This is a genomic window from Clostridium pabulibutyricum, from assembly GCF_058242705.1.
Genome location: NZ_JBZAYZ010000001.1, coordinates 230,254 through 245,642, shown reverse-complemented (window position 1 = coordinate 245,642; position 15,389 = coordinate 230,254). Strand labels below are relative to the sequence as shown.

Here is a 15,389-nt window from a genome sequence, read left to right as displayed (position 1 = left end):
AATGGTTCATATTCTGCTTTGTTCCCTCTTAGCTCTTAAAAATCCTTGAAGAGCAAATTCATCATTTGCATTCTGTTCAAGTCTGTTCTGTTCTTTTATAAAAGATGCTTCATCTTTTTCCTTAAGGATATCCACAGTCTTCCTGTCGACCTGTTTCTTCTTTAACTCCTCACGTCTTTGGGAGACTATTTTCATCTTTAATTTAAGTTTATTTTCAGCATCATCTATACTATATGTAAGGCTATTTAGATAAACTCTGGCCATTTTCTGTTCGACCACACCTTTTATTTCTGAAATATTTTTGTACTTTTCATAACTTTTTCTCAAACCATCAAGTTTTTCTTTTACAAGCATGCTTTCTTTTCTTGCTTTTTGAAATTCCATTATGCTTTTTTGCTCCATTTCTTTTCTCATATCAAGAAGCTTTTGAAGCCTAAATTTATACTTTGACATTTAAATCCTCCATATCAATCAAACATCATTTCAAGTAAATTTACACTTTCTTCAAATGAAGAATTTTCATCCATACCCTGTCTAAGGAAATCTATTATGTTTTCATGGCATGCTATTGCCTTATCTATTTTTTTACTGCTGCCCTTGACATACGCACCTATATTTATGAGGTCTTCGGAGTTTTTGTAAGTCGAAAGCATGTCCCTTGCAAAAGACGCCTTTTCCTTGTGCTCTTTTGTAACTATTTCTGACATAAGCCTACTTATGCTTGCAAGCACATCTATTGAAGGATAGTGGTTTTTATTTGCCAAACTTCGAGAGAGAACTATGTGCCCATCAAGTATTCCCCTTACGGCATCTGCTATTGGCTCATTCAAGTCATCTCCATCAACAAGCACTGTATAAAATGCAGTAATAGAACCTGAATCTGACATTCCTGCTCTTTCCATAAGCCTTGGAAGCTTTGCAAACACTGAAGGAGTATATCCTTTGGTTGCCGGAGGTTCTCCAACTGCAAGACCGATCTCTCTCTGTGCCATGGCAAATCTTGTAACTGAATCCATCATAAGGATTACCTTTTTACCTTTGTCTCTAAAATACTCGGCAATGGCCGTAGCAGTAAAAGCTCCTTTAAGCCTTACAAGTGCCGGTTTATCTGAAGTCGCACAAACTATAACCGACTTTTTCATTCCTTCTTCTCCAATATCTTTTTCTATAAAGTCACGCACCTCCCTGCCTCTTTCGCCAATCAGTGCAATAACATTTATATCGGCCTCGGCATACCTTGCTATCATGCCAAGTGTTGTACTTTTGCCAACTCCACTCCCTGCAAATATTCCTATTCTCTGTCCCATACCACATGTCAAGAATCCATCTATAGCACGTATTCCTGTTGGAATCACCTTTGTAATTCTCTTTCGCTTTAGCGGATCTGGAGGTTCCGCATCAAGATTATACGGCACCCCCGGCGGAAGAACCGAGCCATCTATAGGCTCTCCAAGTGCATCAAGTACTTTTCCAAGAAGCGCATCACTGCACTTTACATTAAGTGGTCTTCTCTCCGGGACAACCCTGCATCCCGACGATATTCCTACAAGTTCACCAAGCGGCATTAAAATTACATTGTCATCATTGAAACCTACAACTTCGCACATTATCCTATCGTTCATTTCATTGTATATGGAGCACACTTCGCCTACAAATGCAGTTATACCCTGAACTTCTATTGTAAGTCCGATTACTTTTTTTACCGTTCCTTCCTGATAGCAGTAACTCAATTGTAGTATTTTCCTATCAAGTCCTTCAAAGTCTATATTCATCAAAATATTCCACCCCGGATTAGATTTTAAATTTCATCCTCAAATATTTCTTTTATCTTTTCACATGCAATATCTACTCCAAAAACCATCTTGCCTCCATCATGCTCCACAATTACACTGCCTTCTCCTACAGAATCATCCTGAACAATAAATATATCCCCTTTGAAGGGAGCTTTTTGCTTCCACTCGTCCACTTTTTTTCTGAACTCCATACAGTACTTTTCCCTCGCTTTAATCACAAAGGATTTTGTGGTTTTCATCTGTCTTAAAAAATCCAAAACTACATCATTAAGGTTGCTGCTATCTTTAAGCTCATGTTTTAAAACACTTTCAACAGAGTCGATTATAATTCTTTTTATATTATTTTCGTTGTCTTTCAAATACTTTTCTTTTTCTGCTATTGCACTTTTTAGAACATCATCTGCATTTTTTTTTATAGCTTCGCCTTCACGTTTTGCAATGTCAATATTTTTCTGGTACCCATCTTCATATGCTTTTTTATATCCTGCATCCATTCCATCTTTATTCCCTTTTTGATATGCTTTTTCATATGCTTCTTTATTTATAAGGGAAGCCTGCTTGTATGCTTCTGAAATTATGCTGTCCTTTTTTGCACGCGCACTCTCAATAATCGACTGACCAATATTTTCATAACTGTCTATGATAGCATTGCTCTCCTGTACCCCATTTGTATCTATTTTTTCCTGTCTAACTTCAAATTCCGTACATATACTTTCTTGGCCCTGTTTATTTATGCTGTCACCTTTGAATATCCTGTTATACGATGATTGCATCTTCTCCTCCTCTTGACAGAACTATTTCTCCTGCCTCGTCAAGTCTTCTTATTATGTTTACAATCTTCTGCTGAGATTTTTCAACATCCATAAGCCTTACAGGTCCAAGGAATTCTATATCTTCTTTCAAGCTAGATGAAGCTCTCTTTGACTGGTTCCTGAATATACATTCCGCAACTTCCTCAGAGCATCCTTTAAGTGCAAGTGCAAGTTCCTTGGTATCCACTTCACGAAGAACTCTCTGAATCGATACATCATCAAGAGTAGTAACATCTTCAAATACAAACATTGAGCCTTTGATCTTCTCTGCAAGTTCCTCATCCTGCTTTTCGAGTCCCTCTGTAATATTCTTCTCAGTAGTCCTGTCAACCTGATTCAATATGTCAACTATAGTCTGGACTCCTCCTATTACCTTCATATCGGATTTTACTATTGATGAAAGTTTATCATCAAGAACTTTCTCTATTTCTTTTATTACAAGATGAGAAGTATTCCTCATAGTAGCTATCCTAAACGCAACTTCAGCCTGAATATTTTCAGGAAGCGCCGACAATATTTGACCAGCCTTGTCAGCTTGAAGATAGCACAATATAAGTGCTATAGTCTGAGGCTGCTCATCTGATATTATATTAAGAAGCTGATGTGCATCAGCTTTTCTAGCTATTGCAAAAGGTCTAAACTGCTGTGTTGCTTCCGTAACTTTGTCCAATATCTCCATTGCCCTCTGGCTTCCAAGTGCCTTTGCAAGAAGATTTTTGGCGTAGTCTATTCCTCCCTCTATCAAATAATCCTTTGCCTTGTTCATCTCTATGAACTCGCCCAGTATTTCCTTTTTCTGATCTGACTTTACGGAGCTTATATTTGCTATTTCATACGTTATTTTTTGTATTTCAGATTCTGGAAGCTTTTTTATTATTCCAGCAGATGCTTCTGGCCCGAGTGTTATAAAGAGTATTGCGGCTTTTTGCACTCCAGTCAAAGCTTGTTTGTCTCTAGCCACTTACATCACCTCTCATCCTCTGCCAGCCATGACTTGATTATATCTGCAACCTGATCAGGTTTTTCTTTTGCATACTTCTTTATTTCATTTTCAACATGCGTGTCTTGACTTTCCTGTTCAAATTGTACAGGTTCAAATTTAGGTTTTTGCTGCTGACCCGTTACATCATTCTCTTCATTCTGGTCTGCTTCTTTTATAAATTCTTCACCCTCGAACATATCCTCATCATCCTCAGCATGTCTTCTTCGCCATATTATAAATGCAATTACAGCTGCTATTAAAATTGCTGCTCCTATTGCCCCGGCAATAATATACTTTTGAGTCTGAGCCTTTTTCTCCTGCTGCTGCATTTCATTCAAGTCTTTTTTTGCATTGTCCTGAGCAGTTGTATCAAATGGCAAAGATTCAACACTTATAGTGTCACCTCTTGCCGTATCAAATCCTATAGCTGAAACTGCAAGATTTCTTATAGACGTTCTCGTGGCATTATCAACATCCCCGTCAAGTGCAACTGACGCTGTCAGCCTTTTTACACTTCCCGGCGCCTTTACCGTCTTCTGTTCTACTGTAGGTACATCATAATTTCTAGTAACATCACTTGACGTAGAATTTCCACTATTTGTAGTACTTTCAGAAGTATTGCTCATATTATTATCTACAGGGCTTGTACTTCCTGAATCTTCCGTACCTCCTGAGTTTGAACTGTTTACAACATGTTCACTAACTACAACATTTTTAGAATCGTAAGTTTTACTGTCCTGTTGAACTGCATCAAAATCAAGATCCGCATTTACTGTAACTTTAACTTTGTCTTTACCATATACAGGTTCAAGTAATGCAAGAAGCTTTTTCTCCATCTGATTTTCATATTTTGTTTCAAGCTGCTGCTGTTTTTCAGCAGATACACTGGAACCTCCATCAGAAGTAGCATCTGTCCCATCACTGTTGTATAAATTTCTAGAAAGAAGATTGAGTTTGTTGTCTACCACTTCAATATTCTTTTTTGGAAGATTTTTGACACTTCCCGATACAAGTGAAACAAGAGCCCTTACCTGATCGTCTGAAAGACTCTGTCCTGATTTCAATTTTACAGTTACAGATGCCGTTCCAGGATTTGAGTCCTTTACAAATTCAGTATCATCCGGTAATACAAGATGTACTCTTGCATCGGATATCTGAGGAAGTGATTTTATAGTTCTTTCAAGTTCCCCCTGAAGAGATCTTTGATAGTTTACTTTAAATTGTTCATCTGTCTGGCCGAACTTATCATCATCCAAAAGTTCAAATCCTTTGCTTCCATTTGTAAGCTGAACTTCTGAAAGAACCTGCATTCTTACCTTGTCTACCTGATCTTTCGGAACAAGTATTGAATTTCCCTGGACTTTTACATCAACCTTGTCACTCTCAAGTTGTTTATACACATTTGCCGCATCTGTACTGTTCATATTTGAAAACAATACAGCATACTTCGTCTTTCCGACAGAAACTCCGCCAAATATTAGAGCTGCGATAACTCCTGCCGCCAATATGCCAAAAGCTATCTTTCTATTTCTCCCAAGTCCATTCCACTTGCCAAACAAATTTTTAAAAAACTGCGATAGCTTACCCATTTAATCTAGCTCTCCTTCTACATCTGAGTTCTATTCAATTCTTGGTATGCATCAACTAGCTTGTTTCTCACTTGTACCGCAAGTGCCAGTGACAGCTTGGCATCCTCTGCATCCAGCATTACGGTGTGAACATCCGTATTTCCGCCTTCTACAAAATCCTGTTCTGCATTATTTGCCTTTACCTGATAATCATTTACCTCGTCTAGCTTATCCTTTAAAATATTTCCAAAATCAAGTGCACTTTCACCTGAAATTGTTGAATTGTTATTACTATCATTTTCCGAATTTATTCCTGATGATTCATTTTTAATATTTTTAAATACACCGGTATCTGGTGTAAATTCATTTATTTTCATATGTATTTTCCTCCCGATTATTTTCCTATCTCAAGAGCCTTTTGAAACATGCCCTTTTCTGAATTAATTGCGCTTATATCTGCTTCATATGACCTGGTAGCAGTCATCATGTCGGCCATTTCATTCAATATGTTTACATTAGGCATAGAAACATATCCTGAAGCATCGGCATCGGGATTTGATGGATCATAAACCCGCCTAAAAGGCGAAGTATCTTCTTTTATCCCTATAGCTTTTACACCCATAGGTTGTTTTTCATATGTACCATTATCGTTCATTATGTTGTTGATATTTTCTTGAAATACCGCAACCTTTCTTCTATATGGTTGTCCATTTGCACCATGTGTAGTTTCTGAATTCGCCATATTTGACGATATCGTGTCCATTCTCAACCTTTCTGCCGAAAGACCACTTGCACTAATTCTCATCGTATTAAAAGCCTGAATCATAAAATCACCTCCTAGTTACCGGTTATAACATTATTAAGCATACTAAACCTATTGTTTTCAATGGTTATGAGAGAATAATACATCAGCTCATTCGCTGCCTGGTTTACAGTTTCAACTTCCATATCCACATTGTTTCCATCATCCCTCATACTTGTAGAATTATCAACTTTTGTCTCTATATCCCCATAGCTATTTCCATCTTTCATATGTCTTTTATCACTGGTTTTCAATTCAAGATTATCGATACTATTTTTAAGATTTTCTTCAAAAGTTACATATTTTCTTTTGTAATTTTTTGTCTGTATGTTGGCCATATTGTCCGATATGGCTCTGCTTCTTGCAGAAGCAGCATCAAGTCCTTTTTTTATAAGACTGTCAACAGTCTGGCTGTCCTGTATGTTCATAATTCTTCCTCCTTTACTATATTTCTTATTTTATTAACAATTTTAGACATTTATAATATCCTTTTTAAAGACGAAATTTTAATTTAATTTTACTTTATATTAAATTACTTTTTTAATACATTTTATTTTAACATAATTAAACATTATATTCTACATAAATATGTAAAATTTTTTCTATTTTTATATATTTTATTGTACATTACATAATCTTAACACTAATTTGTATTTTTACTTATATTTTAACATTAATGTAGTTTTAGCAACATTAAATTTTACATTTAGTTTACAAAAAAATATCCACTTTTTAAAGCGGATATTTTTTCTATTATTTATTAAAAGTAGAAAGTATTTGAAGAATATCTTGTGGAAGTTTATTTGCCTGTGCTATCATGGCATTAGATGCTTGTACAATTATATCCTCTTTGGAATAATTAACTATTTCTTCTGATATATCTGTATCCACAATACTACTCTCAGCATCAGTCATTTGTTCACTTAAATCCTGGATATTATAATAAGTCGACTGAAATCTATTCTCCAACGCTCCATAATGACTCCTCATTGAAGTAATAGAATTCATCGCATTATCCACAGCATTCAATGACTCGTCTATATTTCCATTAAGAATACTGTTGCTTCCTCCAGTTTTAAGATTATACAAAGCCTTTATTCCATCATCGCTGCTACTATCCGTTATATTTATCTGCTGAACAGAAACACTTTCCCCTGCACCAGCACCTATCTGAATATCTATGCTCTTGTCACTTCCAAGAAGTTTAAATGTATTAAATTCAGTGTTCCCAGCTATATCATTTATGCCATCAAGTGCCTCATCAATTTCATTCTGTATTATTTTTTTGTCATTATCTGCAATTGATCCATCACCGGATTGTACAACTAGCTGTCTTATTCTTTGAATCATGTTCGTTACTTCATTCATTCCACCTTCCGCATTTTGAAGCATACTCACACCATCCTGTGCATTTTGAGCTGCTGACTGCATTCCTAAAAGTCGTATCCTTATATTTTCACTCTGAACAATTGCCCCGGGATTATCTTTTCCACTACTTATCTTGTAACCACTTGTTATTCTCTGCAGACTTGTGCTTTGCCTTCCAATCGCCTGATCTTGAATGAAACTCATTGTAAGTGCAGGAATATTATAATTTATTCTCATAATTGACTCCTTTCATGCTAATAAAAAACAACATACGATAAAATAAGTTTGTCTTATTATCGTATGCCGCCAAGCTTGACTTTAGTAAATTTATTCTATAGTTTTCTGGTAAGGTTCTATTTTGCTGTACATGTTAAACAATTCAAGCGCTTGCCTTTGAGTTATACGCCCATTTGTCAAATTGCGATACAATATATATAAATTTGCATTCATCTCAGGATCAGAACTTTTTGTTTCTTTCATCTTCTTAAGTATCCTGTCTTCAAGTGAAAGATCATCATAACTAAGTTCATTTTCAAGCATACTCAGCATTTCTGTAATCTGCTTTTTTAAAATTTTGCTCTTCTCATTCATCTTTATATCTTTAAGTCCAAATTTTATTTTATTTATACAACTTTTACTTATTAGTATTTTATCACTGTTGTCCAATTCATATCCCCTCACTTCATAATATAGTTAGTCCCCAATCCATGGATTCAATCCCAAAATAATTGCTATAACTTATATTATCAATAATTGCATATATGTGTCAATCATGTAAAAGCTTTAAGGACACTTTCAAATTTGAAAATGTCCTTAAAATAAAATTCACTTGTTTGAAACGCCCGTCTTCTCAGGCAAGTGTTTCTTTCTTGTACTCAAGAAACTGGATTGTATCCGCCTCAACATTGGTATAATACTTTCTTACATTGTCTTTCATGTAACTCTTTGTTGTTATCTTTCCACTTACGCCCAAAAGTCTCCCCTTTTTTAGATACTGTTGAAGCTTTTCAGCACCACCACTAAAATAGGATACCGAAATAAAATCAGCCTGTCTTTCCCCTTGCTTGTTTAAATAATTCTTATCTACAGCAAGTATAAATTTCAAAATGCTCCTCTTGCTATTTTCTATTTTAAAAAGTTCAGCATCCCTGGTCAGTCTTCCTATAAGGGTAACATTATTCAAATAAATTACCTCCCGACTATTTTTTTATTAATTATGACCAGAATGGAAATTTTTAAACACAGCTATTCATCTCTTCTGAGTATATTTACATCTTTTCCGCTCATAACCCTATTCATATTTCTAACAGAACACATCTTTCCACACATAGTACAGCTGTCACTGCACTCAGGAGTTGACTCTCTTCTATATCTCCTTGCCTTTTCAGGGTCTATTGAGAGTTTGAATGTACTTTCCCAATCAAGTTTTTGTCTTGCCTCTGCCATTTTATTGTCCCAATCCACAGCACCTTTCACCCCTTTTGCTATATCTGCCGCATGTGCCGCTATCTTTGAAGCTATTATTCCTTCTTTCATATCATCAATAGTAGGAAGTCTCAAATGTTCCGCCGGTGTAACATAACACAAAAAATCGGCTCCACATGATGCTGCAATTGCACCACCTATTGCACTTGTAATATGATCATACCCTGGTGCAATATCTGTAACAAGAGGTCCGAGAACGTAAAATGGTGCATTATGACAAAGCTTTTTCTCAAGAATCATGTTTGACTTTATCTCATTCAATGCCATATGCCCGGGTCCTTCTATAATTACCTGAACATTTCTCTTCCATGCTCTCTTCGTAAGTTCACCAAGAGTTATAAGTTCTTTTATTTGTACAGCATCCGTGGCATCTGAAATACATCCCGGCCTGCATGCATCTCCAAGGCTTATGGTTACATCATATTTTTCACATATATCAAGGATTTTATCATAATATTCATAAAATGGATTTTCCTTATGGTTAAGCTCCATCCATGCATACATCAGAGAACCGCCTCTTGAAACTATATTCATTATCCTATTGTTTCTTTTAAAAACTTCGACAGTTTCTCTATTTAATCCCGCATGTATCGTCATAAAGTCAACACCATCTTCAGCCTGTTTTTCAATCACCTTTAAAAATTCCTGCTCTGTTATATCTCTAAGCTCTTTATCATAAAACCCTACAGCATCATATATCGGAACCGTTCCAATCATTGCACTGCTCATTTTTATAAGCTTTTTTCTAAATTCTTCAGTTTTTCCAAAAGAACTCAAATCCATTATTGCCTCTGCCTTCATATCTATTGCCTTTTGAACTTTCTTCAATTCAACATTAACATCAGGACAATCTCTTGATATCCCAAGATTTACATTTATTTTTGTCTTGAGTCCTTTTCCAACCGCCTCAGCATCAAGTAACATATGATTTCTGTTTGCCGGAATTACTACTTGTCCGATTGCTATAAGTTGTCTAAGATCTTCCAAATCAATATTTTCCTTTTTAGAAACAAGCCTCATCTCTTTTGTTATTATATTCTTTCGTGCTGCATCCATTTGAGTTGAATAATTCATAATAAATTTCTCCCTTCAAATTAGCATTACTTAATACGAACCCTTCTATAGATATATAAAAAACAGCCTTCTACAAATGAAAGCTGTTCTTATACTTCTCCTAAAAAAGCACAACTACTTCCCTCCGGTAGAATTAACTACATCAGGTTCTAAGGTTTGAAACTCAAAGCTTCTCTCAGCCAAAAAGGCACACCCAGTAAACTAATTTATTAAATTTTAAAATATACAAATTTATTTTAACACAATAAAATCCAGTTTTCAAAATACAACTCCATACATTTTAAATTTTTCGCACACTTTTACTTTTAATACAGCATAAAGAAAAAGTTATAAAAGGTAATATCACCTGCATTGGAAGATGTATATACTTCATAACAAAATTATGTCCTATATTGAGCTGCTGAGGTAAATTTCTTGAAATGAGAAAAGACGCAGCAAGCAGCACACACCCCAAAATTGAAGAAATTACCTTTAAATTATAAACATGAAAAAACTGTGAAATGCCCTTCATTGCAACATACATAAATATGGAGATCTTGAAAAATCCATCAATTATAAATGTAATTGCAAACATTATATCCATTCTTATGAGAAGGTCTTCTGCATCTATAATTCTATAGGTTTCAAGAAGTGGAAAGTTGCAGTTCGTTGCAAAATCAACTCCGAGAGTGCATATAAACAAAATGTTGTTCATGGCAAGAATAATTCCCTCCAACATAATTGCCAGGGACGCAAATTTTTTTATTTTCGAATTTTCATTTGTAATAGGATAAATCATAGTAAAAACTACAGTCTCCCCATATGGAACAAGCATAAGTATCCATGAATTTTTTAAGAAATTAAGCACTCCATTTTCAAATACAGGTTTCAAATTTGAAATGTCAAATGTATCCGGAGTAAGCAGTATAAGCACCAAGCTTAATACTTTTATTATAAAAACAATTATAATATAAAATTGTGCCATACCCGCAATTGTTTCAATTCCATAATATGCTGCATACATTATTACAATTACAGAAAGTGTTCCAAACATAACCTTTGGAGTATACCTGAGTGCAGTCGTCGCTATAAGTTCCATAAACTCTCTGAATATATTTGCTGCAATATATATAAAATACAATATATATAAAATGGAAATTATATTTCCTAAAATTTTTCCATATATCTTTGGAAGATATGTTACTATAGTATCTTCCGGATATCTTCTATATACATATATGTATATCATCTGTAGAATAACCCCTACAATGGAATACACAATATATCCTATCCAAACATCCTGCTTCGCATCTGGTGCAAGGAAATACAACACCACGCTTCCATATTGAAAAATTATCATCAATGCAAAAAACTGATATATGGATATTCTTTTAGTCATAAATAAATTCTCCTTGTCAATTTATAGATTTTGACAATATTCCAGTTCTAGTTATATTTGAATCAACGTTTACATCTACGCGAAGTTTGGAGAAATTTTCATTCCAGTTTTCCTTCAAATGGTTCCATATTTTTGGACATTCTTCATACACAACATTGCCAAATCCAAATATATCAACACCAAGCGTGTTTTTTGCAACATTAAGAGCCGAAATTATCTCATCATATATTGCTTCATTCTGGTTTTCAGACAAAAAATCCACCAGATCCGGGTTGGAGTTAAAATCCATATCTTCTCCAGAATTTTTGTTTACCTCGTCTATATTTGATTTCTCAGTAACTTTTACATGAATCACAACTTCATTCTTTTCTTCTTGAGCCTCTATATAACTTCCTGCTCTTAAAATATTAGTATTTATTGTGTCGCCATCCTTCTGTATTGTAATAGTTCCACGTCTTACTTTTCCTTTTATCCAGTTCATTCCGCGGGTTTCTTTTTCACTCATATATCCAATAAGTTTACAATTTTTAAAAACTGCACTCCCCGATATAGAAAGATCATTCTCCGATCCAGTATCCCTTGGTGTTTTTTTCATTATTATACCAGCTGTATTCACACATTCCCGGCTGCATTCCCTGCCTCTTTTATTTTTTTCAAAATCAAGACTTGTAGAAACTGCAGCCACTCCTAAATTTCTTTGTATTTTAACCAGATTATCTATCTCATATCCGGATATGGAATTTTGCTTTGTACGCGTTTTGACTATATCAATTGCTTCACCTTTTGTTACAAGGATAGGCACAATAGGCCTTATGTCACTTCGTCGAAGCGAAAAATCCAAAACAGGCTGTATGCCCCGCTCTGCAAGGCGTTGACCTACAATTATGCACTTTTCATTTGAAAACTTTATTTTCTTGCTCATTTGTTTCGAAATATTTGCTACTGCCCCGCTTATAGTCTTTCCTGTTGAAACATATACGAGTACTTCTGCATCCTGATTTCTTTCAGTTGAAGCACCTTTTCTTATAACCTGAAGGCTAACTTTAAAATCTTCGTTGTTGTCAGTATCAACTCCCATGGCAACTATAAATCCAAGAGATTCAATTTCATTTTTGTCCTGACATCCCGTAATAAAAAAAACCGGGAACAAAAATAAAATAGCAAGAGAAACTGATTTAATAAATTTGCTCATAGTTTCCCTCCTCTACACTAGAAAATACCTTTTTTAGCCTTGATTCCAAGTGTTTTTTGAGTATATTTCAATCTGGTCATAGGGGCTCTTACTGCAACATCCTGCATTGAATTTATATTAAACGGACATATTGGAAACATGTATGGAACTCCAAAAGTTCTCATTGAAACAAGCCTTATAAGAATCATAAGTGTACCGCATGTAAGCCCAATAAGTCCAAAACACCCACTTAAAATAAGCAGAAAAAGCCTTGCATATATAATAGGATGATCCATTTCAAACCCCGGTATGGTAAATTTCGTCATGGCAGTAAGCGACACAACAACAACTGTCGGTGTACCAACTATTCCCGAACTTACCGCTGCATCCCCAAGTATAAGTGCCCCTATAACACTTATAGTTGTTCCAAGTGTTTTAGATACTCTAAGTCCTGCTTCCCTCATTATTTCAAATGCCAGCAACATAAACAAAGTTTCCCAGAACTCAGGCAACGGTACATTTGTTCTTGCCCCGATAAAACTCAAAAGAAGCTTACTTGGTATAAGTTCCTGATGAAAGGTAGTAAGTGAAACATACATTGCCGGAAGTTGAACCGTAATAAGAAGTGAAATATATCTTACATATCTGTTCAGCGTAGCTGATGAATATTTTATATAATAATCTTCACTTGATTGCAAAAACTCGACAAAAAGACCTGGAAGTGAAAGAGCCACCGGCGAACCGTCCACAATAACTACAACCCTTCCTTCAAGAAGCTTGGCGCATGCCACATCTGCTTTTTCAGTCTTAAATATCTTAGGATATATAGTTCTATCATCATTCTGTAAATACTCACTTATATAATTTGAATCAAGAACCGAATCTATTTTTAAACTCCGAAGTTTTTTCTCAAGCGATGAGACGGTTCTTTTATCTGCTTCTCCATCCAAATATACCATTATAACATTTGTACGCGTTTTTTCTCCTACATTGAGTTTTTCCATTTTCAAAGAACAGTTTTTTATTCGTTTTCTTATAAGATTTACATTTGTCATAAAGCTTTCTGTGAAGCCTTCTCTTGGCCCCTTGCTTATTACTTCAATTGGAGGTTCACCTATATCTCTTTTAGGTGGACTGCTTAAATTCATTTCAAATGAAACTTTCAACCCTGATATGAAAATTACCGGATTACCTGAAAGAACCGCATCTACAGATTTTTTCATTGTATCATGTACAAAATCCACGTCCACTCCAAGACTTTGTCTAAAAAACTCGGATTCATTAATTCCCTGTGGCACTTCAAAATCATCATCGTGAGCCGAAAGTCTCGATATGACTTGCTCTTCTATTATTTCCTTCGTGCATAGTCCTTCAAGATAAACTACAAATGCCTTTATATCTTCCCTTCCAAAAAGTAAAATTTCTCTTTCAATCAAATCAAAACATTTGCAAAAGTATTTTTCCATATACCTTCTTGTAACTTCTATATTTTTTGATATTCCATCCATAGAAAATCCTCCTTATAATTATTAATTTGTAAAATCGACTTAATTTATTCATACAATAATTGCATTTATATTTGATTCAATTTCAACAAACTAAAATGGATATAGATTTTATTTTTACATAAAATCTATATCCATTCCCTTATACACCAAATCTGACGAATTTTTTGACGGAATCCATGAAGCCATTGATTTAACTTGATTCTACCTCTCAGGAAGTATTTCCGTCCAGTAACCATCAGGATCTTCTATGAAATATAATCCCATTTTGGGATTTTCGAAACATATACATCCCATTTCCTCATGATGTCTGTGTGCCGACTTGTAATCATCTGTTGTAACTGCCATGTGTATTTCATTGTCACCAAGATTATACGATTTCTCTCTATCCCTCAGCCATGTAAGTTCAATTTTATAACTGCTCTCACCATCTCCCATGTACACGAGAATAAAACTTTTGTCATCAGGTATTTTTCTATCTATCTCTTTAAAACCAAGTGCCTCTTCATAAAATTTCTTTGATTTTTCAAGGTCAAACACATTTATATTGTTATGATTAAAATTAAATTTCAAAATACATCCCTCCAGAATAAATTCAGTCTGCAAGATAATACCGTTGCAGCATTAAACCATTTATATTATTATATCATTAACAATAATAACTATTAACAAAGGGGTGAAACTTTATTGAATATTTACAACATAAAGGTGCATTATCTCCATCACAGCGGATTCGCAGTTGAAACACAAAACAATATACTGATATTCGACTATTACAAGGACAGTTTTCCCGGTAAAAAAAGCTCCATAGAAAACGGCATTGTTTCACATGATTTTATAGACACTAAAAAAAATATAACCGTATTTGTATCTCATAGTCATGAAGACCATTTCAATCCTGTAATATTGGAATGGGAAGCCCTAAACGAGAATATACAATACGTATTCAGCTCGGATGTAAATATATCTCCAAAGGTGAAAAATCATCACAGTATTTCAAGGTACAGTGAAATTACCCTTGAAAACGGACTGTACACAAAGACTTTTGGATCAACCGACATAGGTGTTTCCTTTCTTGTACAAGTTGACGGCATAACATTTTTTCATGCAGGTGACTTGAATATGTGGTACTGGAAAGAAGATTCCAAAAGTGAACGTGGCACTGCTAAATACAACTTCGAACAGGAAATTCAAAAACTGAAAGGACAAAAAATCGACATATCATTTTTCCCTGTAGATCCAAGACTTGAAGAATACTATGGCCTTGGTGGAAAATTTTTTATAGAACAAATAAATCCAACTATATTTTTTCCAATGCATTTCTGGAACAAATACTCGGTTACACAAAAATTTAAAAATTCTATAGAACCCTGCGGGACAAAAATAATGACAATCGATCACATAGGTGAAACTTTCAATCTTCGAATTAGAAAATAGCAAGGCTGTAGCCT

Annotated in this window: 17 protein-coding genes and 1 riboswitch; of the genes, 1 reads left to right on the top strand and 16 read right to left on the bottom strand. The window is 34.8% G+C overall.

The window, feature by feature from the left end; translation table 11 throughout:
* Positions 1-6: 6 nt before the first annotated feature.
* The 16 genes from fliJ to AC4CVH_RS01115 all read right to left on the bottom strand — a co-directional run bounded on the left by fliJ (position 7) and on the right by AC4CVH_RS01115 (position 14,514).
* Positions 7-453 carry a flagellar export protein FliJ gene (gene fliJ / locus AC4CVH_RS01190; protein WP_490785886.1) on the bottom strand — a complete coding sequence of 149 codons (447 nt, stop codon included), beginning with the start codon at positions 451-453 and terminating at the stop codon, positions 7-9.
* A 14-nt stretch (positions 454-467) separates the two neighbouring features.
* On the bottom strand, positions 468-1,772 hold the full coding sequence (gene fliI, locus AC4CVH_RS01185; RefSeq protein WP_490785885.1) for a flagellar protein export ATPase FliI: 1,305 nt from the start codon (positions 1,770-1,772) through the stop codon (positions 468-470).
* A 26-nt stretch (positions 1,773-1,798) separates the two neighbouring features.
* Positions 1,799-2,566, bottom strand: coding sequence for a FliH/SctL family protein (locus AC4CVH_RS01180; protein WP_490785884.1), 768 nt, complete (start codon positions 2,564-2,566; stop codon positions 1,799-1,801).
* A complete protein-coding gene (fliG, locus tag AC4CVH_RS01175; RefSeq protein WP_490785883.1) occupies positions 2,550-3,566 on the bottom strand; it encodes a flagellar motor switch protein FliG in 1,017 nt (338 codons plus the stop codon). Before fliG ends, AC4CVH_RS01180 begins: the two co-directional genes overlap by 17 nt.
* 5 nt (positions 3,567-3,571) lie before the next feature.
* Positions 3,572-5,176 carry a flagellar basal-body MS-ring/collar protein FliF gene (fliF, locus tag AC4CVH_RS01170; protein ID WP_490785882.1) on the bottom strand — a complete coding sequence of 535 codons (1,605 nt, stop codon included), beginning with the start codon at positions 5,174-5,176 and terminating at the stop codon, positions 3,572-3,574.
* Between the two features lie 17 nt (positions 5,177-5,193).
* A complete protein-coding gene (gene fliE, locus AC4CVH_RS01165) occupies positions 5,194-5,532 on the bottom strand; it encodes a flagellar hook-basal body complex protein FliE (protein ID WP_490785881.1) in 339 nt (112 codons plus the stop codon).
* Positions 5,533-5,549: 17 nt separating this feature from the next.
* Complete coding sequence (flgC, locus tag AC4CVH_RS01160; protein ID WP_490785880.1) at positions 5,550-5,981, bottom strand: flagellar basal body rod protein FlgC; 432 nt, start codon at positions 5,979-5,981, stop codon at positions 5,550-5,552.
* Between the two features lie 11 nt (positions 5,982-5,992).
* A complete protein-coding gene (flgB, locus tag AC4CVH_RS01155; RefSeq protein ID WP_490785879.1) occupies positions 5,993-6,385 on the bottom strand; it encodes a flagellar basal body rod protein FlgB in 393 nt (130 codons plus the stop codon).
* Between the two features lie 325 nt (positions 6,386-6,710).
* The gene (locus AC4CVH_RS01150) at positions 6,711-7,562 is read right to left on the bottom strand and encodes a flagellin N-terminal helical domain-containing protein (RefSeq protein ID WP_490785878.1); all 852 of its coding nucleotides are present in this window, start codon (positions 7,560-7,562) and stop codon (positions 6,711-6,713) included.
* Between the two features lie 90 nt (positions 7,563-7,652).
* Positions 7,653-7,991: a hypothetical protein gene (locus AC4CVH_RS01145; RefSeq protein WP_490785877.1), complete on the bottom strand. Its 339-nt coding sequence runs from the start codon at positions 7,989-7,991 to the stop codon at positions 7,653-7,655.
* Positions 7,992-8,175: 184 nt separating this feature from the next.
* Positions 8,176-8,508, bottom strand: coding sequence for a single-stranded DNA-binding protein (locus AC4CVH_RS01140; protein ID WP_490785876.1), 333 nt, complete (start codon positions 8,506-8,508; stop codon positions 8,176-8,178).
* Positions 8,509-8,570: 62 nt separating this feature from the next.
* Entirely contained in the window at positions 8,571-9,884 is a 1,314-nt protein-coding gene (thiC, locus tag AC4CVH_RS01135) for a phosphomethylpyrimidine synthase ThiC (protein WP_490785875.1), read from the bottom strand.
* Between the two features lie 102 nt (positions 9,885-9,986).
* A riboswitch (TPP riboswitch) is annotated at positions 9,987-10,089 on the bottom strand.
* 75 nt (positions 10,090-10,164) lie between these two features.
* Positions 10,165-11,262 (bottom strand): GerAB/ArcD/ProY family transporter, encoded by a 1,098-nt coding sequence (locus AC4CVH_RS01130; RefSeq protein WP_490785874.1) that lies wholly within the window; start codon positions 11,260-11,262, stop codon positions 10,165-10,167.
* A gap of 16 nt (positions 11,263-11,278) precedes the next feature.
* Positions 11,279-12,454 (bottom strand): Ger(x)C family spore germination protein, encoded by a 1,176-nt coding sequence (locus AC4CVH_RS01125; protein ID WP_490785873.1) that lies wholly within the window; start codon positions 12,452-12,454, stop codon positions 11,279-11,281.
* Between the two features lie 17 nt (positions 12,455-12,471).
* The gene (locus AC4CVH_RS01120) at positions 12,472-13,941 is read right to left on the bottom strand and encodes a spore germination protein (protein ID WP_490785872.1); all 1,470 of its coding nucleotides are present in this window, start codon (positions 13,939-13,941) and stop codon (positions 12,472-12,474) included.
* Between the two features lie 201 nt (positions 13,942-14,142).
* Positions 14,143-14,514 (bottom strand): VOC family protein, encoded by a 372-nt coding sequence (locus AC4CVH_RS01115; protein WP_490786299.1) that lies wholly within the window; start codon positions 14,512-14,514, stop codon positions 14,143-14,145.
* Between the two features lie 111 nt (positions 14,515-14,625).
* On the opposite strand from AC4CVH_RS01115, the gene AC4CVH_RS01110 reads away from it, so the two are divergent.
* Entirely contained in the window at positions 14,626-15,375 is a 750-nt protein-coding gene (locus AC4CVH_RS01110) for an MBL fold metallo-hydrolase (RefSeq protein WP_490785871.1), read from the top strand.
* The last annotated feature ends 14 nt before the right edge of the window (positions 15,376-15,389 follow it).

Coding starts and splice junctions, on each gene's coding strand:
- fliI (WP_490785885.1), bottom strand. CDS start 1,772: ATGAATATAGACTTTGAAGGACTTGATAGGAAAATACTACAATTGAGT.
- flgB (WP_490785879.1), bottom strand. CDS start 6,385: ATGAACATACAGGACAGCCAGACTGTTGACAGTCTTATAAAAAAAGGA.
- fliF (WP_490785882.1), bottom strand. CDS start 5,176: ATGGGTAAGCTATCGCAGTTTTTTAAAAATTTGTTTGGCAAGTGGAAT.
- thiC (WP_490785875.1), bottom strand. CDS start 9,884: ATGAATTATTCAACTCAAATGGATGCAGCACGAAAGAATATAATAACA.
- fliJ (WP_490785886.1), bottom strand. CDS start 453: ATGTCAAAGTATAAATTTAGGCTTCAAAAGCTTCTTGATATGAGAAAA.
- flgC (WP_490785880.1), bottom strand. CDS start 5,981: ATGATTCAGGCTTTTAATACGATGAGAATTAGTGCAAGTGGTCTTTCG.
- AC4CVH_RS01180 (WP_490785884.1), bottom strand. CDS start 2,566: ATGCAATCATCGTATAACAGGATATTCAAAGGTGACAGCATAAATAAA.
- AC4CVH_RS01120 (WP_490785872.1), bottom strand. CDS start 13,941: ATGGATGGAATATCAAAAAATATAGAAGTTACAAGAAGGTATATGGAA.
- AC4CVH_RS01130 (WP_490785874.1), bottom strand. CDS start 11,262: ATGACTAAAAGAATATCCATATATCAGTTTTTTGCATTGATGATAATT.
- fliE (WP_490785881.1), bottom strand. CDS start 5,532: ATGAAAATAAATGAATTTACACCAGATACCGGTGTATTTAAAAATATT.
- AC4CVH_RS01125 (WP_490785873.1), bottom strand. CDS start 12,454: ATGAGCAAATTTATTAAATCAGTTTCTCTTGCTATTTTATTTTTGTTC.
- AC4CVH_RS01150 (WP_490785878.1), bottom strand. CDS start 7,562: ATGAGAATAAATTATAATATTCCTGCACTTACAATGAGTTTCATTCAA.